Annotated in this window: 2 protein-coding genes; both read right to left on the reverse strand. The window is 61.7% G+C overall.

Features of this window, described 5'->3' with window-relative positions:
• Nucleotides 1–459 precede the first annotated feature (459 nt).
• Entirely contained in the window at nucleotides 460–2,259 is a 1,800-nt protein-coding gene (locus tag QZY03_RS27120; protein ID WP_295586644.1) for an ABC transporter transmembrane domain-containing protein, read from the reverse strand.
• Between the two features lie 255 nt (nucleotides 2,260–2,514).
• The coding region (locus QZY03_RS27125) for a hypothetical protein (RefSeq protein ID WP_295586646.1) at nucleotides 2,515–2,781 on the reverse strand (267 nt) is incomplete at its 5' end.

The following is a 2,781-nucleotide window of genomic DNA, read 5'->3' on the forward strand; positions in this document are numbered from 1 at the left end:
GCGATGGATGCCGCGGTCACCCCGAACGGTCGGGTTACGCGCCCGGCCCCATCGCGGCGGGACGCCGCTCCCACGGGGGACTTTCATCTTCCGGGGTGGCTTGCTGTTCCTTCCATGGCCGTTACCGTGAACGTGCGTCGTCAGGCCATCCTGGCCTGACGGCATCGGGACTGGAACGGTCAGGGCTGGAAGCCCTGACTACGCAGCGGTCGAGAGGACTTTCATGTTCCGCCGTGGCGCGGGCACCATGGCCGTTAGCCGGTCGACATTGCGTCTGCGCGGCCCTGGTCCGGCTAAGGTGATTTCCGGAACATCGGATACCACCCGCCTAAAGCCTCGTCCTCCGGTGCGCGCGGCCCGAGCACTGGCCGGAACGATGATCAAGGTCCCCAAGTCGAACCGCGTCTCCGATTACGACAACGACAACGACAACGACAACGACAACGATTGTACTCGTGTCTAAGCTGTTCTCAACTCGTCACCAAGCAGCGTTCCAGTCCCATCGCCATCCGTATCCATTTGCTCCTGCGCACTCCGGACCAAGACCCCGCAACAGGCATCGTCCAACCGGTTGGGGGGCGGCGCCATCGTCCAGTCACCGTGTTGATCGAAGTTGAGCAACTGATCGTATAGGGTGGTATCTTCATCCTGCTCACCCAGGGTGACATAGGTGATGCCCCGTTCGCACAGCAGACACAGCAGTTCATCGACCTGGCACTCGCTGAGCGCACGCGAGGGATGATCGAGAAAAACGAAGACGGGCTCGGCCAGCAGCACCCGGGCGAACGCGAGTAATTGCTGCTCGCCCAGCGACAGGAGATCACTCCAGTTCTGCTCACAATCCAGGCCCCCGGCACGCTGTACGGCGGGCACCAGATTGAGCCGACGCAGGGTGACCAGGATACGCTCGTCCGAAAAACGCCGCTCGCCCCCGCCGGGCAGCAAGACCTCGCGCAGCGTGCCCGGCGGCACATAGGGGCGCTCGGGCAGGAACAGGATGTCGTCCGCCGCTGGCCGCGTGATCGTGCCCTCGCCCTGATCCCAGAGCCCCGCCGTCGCACGGAACAAGGCGGAGCGCGCCGCTTCGTCGGTGACCCGGATCAGGCAGCGGGTCTTCGCCGGAATCGAGGCCGTCAGTTCCTTGACCAACAAACGCCCGCTGCGGGGTGACTTGAGCGTCAGACGGTCGAACGCGATGAGACCGCAGTCGGTGCAATAGGTGATGGTCGGGGAGGTCGGTTGCGCGGCATGCTGCACGGCCTCGGCCAAGGCCTCCAGACGGGCGATAACGGCGGTGTAAGCCGAGATCTGCTGAAACTGGGTGACGATCAGCGAGAAGGCGCCGATCAAATGCCCGAACGCCATGGCCGATTGGCTGATCACACCGAATTGCGCTTCACCATTGATGAACAAGGGCGCGACCAGCAAGACCGGGATGATCTGGATCAGATAGTTGTAACCGGTGGTGAAGAAGCCGAGGTTGCGATTGACGTCGATGATGCGCCGAAAGTTCGCGGTCAATTGATCCAGACGGTCATGCAGCCGATCCCGCAGCCGGTCTTCCTGACGCACCAGGGCGATGGACTCGGCATTCTCGCGGACATGCACCAGGCGTGAGCGGAAATTGGCCTCCCGGTCCAATTGATCATAATTGAGCTGAATCAACGGGCGCCCGAGATAGAAGGTGCAGACCGACCCCAGCGCGGCATACAGGATCGTGACCCACAGCAGCAGCGGGCTGATCGACCACATGACCCCGGAGAAGGCAATAACGGTGATACTGGCGTTCAGAATCATCAAGACGAACGACAAGGTGGTGCCGGCGAGCGAGCGGATATCCTCGGTGATCCGCTGATCCGGATTCTTCAGATCGCCGTAGGCGTTCATCCGATAGTAGATGTGGTCCCGCATATACTTGTCGATCGAGCGCTCGGTCAGCCATTTGCGCCAGAGCAGACCGAGCCGCTCCTCGCAGTACCGGTAAAAGACCGCGGCCGTGGTCGCGACGGCGAACACCAGCACATAGAGCAGGGCATAATGAAAGAAGCGGCCCAACTCCTTGGACTCGATCGACGTCATGAAGTCCCGGCCGACATAGCTGTTGACGACGTTCAGTCCGTTGATGGTAAACAGGAAGGCGATCAACAAACCGGCGAACAGCGATGCCTTGGGACCCACCGGCGACCGCCGCAGGGCCTTGAGCATGCCCCAGAAGCGAAGCCAGGTTTTCTTGCTGATCGGGACTCGGGTCGCTTTCATCGCTGGGTTCTTGTCGTGAGAGGGCTGAGCGTGCGGCAGGAGCGGCCGCGTGGTCAGGGCGGCGATGCTCGATTCCCGACGGCGGACCGCGATAACGTAAGCGATGACACCCGGAGCCCGCCAGTATAACCTTGAGTTCCCGGCGCGCCGAAAGGGTCTTTACGCCGCGGGTGGTCGCGGCCGCGGCGGCCGGCCTCGATCCGCGTTCCGGTCGGCGTCGCCGAGGCCCTGGGGCGGAACGCTGATCCACAGATGTCACAGATGAACACAGATATTTTTCTTCATCTGTGACATCTGTGACATCTGTGGATAAATCCCGGTGATCGCTGTGGCCGGAATGACGATCATGGCCGCGGTGGCCCTTCGTCCAGCCATCTCCCAACTTAGAGGACATCCGGCACAGAATATGCTTACTCCTGCCTTCAAGCGGCTGCAAGTTTCCTGGACAGGATTAGGGCACAGGCCAGGTGAATCATCGCCAAGTAGTTCGTGGCCCGACAACAGTAACGTGTCCGAATCGCC

Origin of the sequence: uncultured Lamprocystis sp. (assembly GCF_903933125.1) — a bacterium.
Lineage (GTDB): Bacteria > Pseudomonadota > Gammaproteobacteria > Chromatiales > Chromatiaceae > Thiodictyon.

Excerpts from the sequence above, each read along its gene's own strand:
- QZY03_RS27120 (WP_295586644.1), bottom strand. The coding sequence starts at position 2,259 with ATGAAAGCGACCCGAGTCCCGATCAGCAAGAAAACCTGGCTTCGCTTC.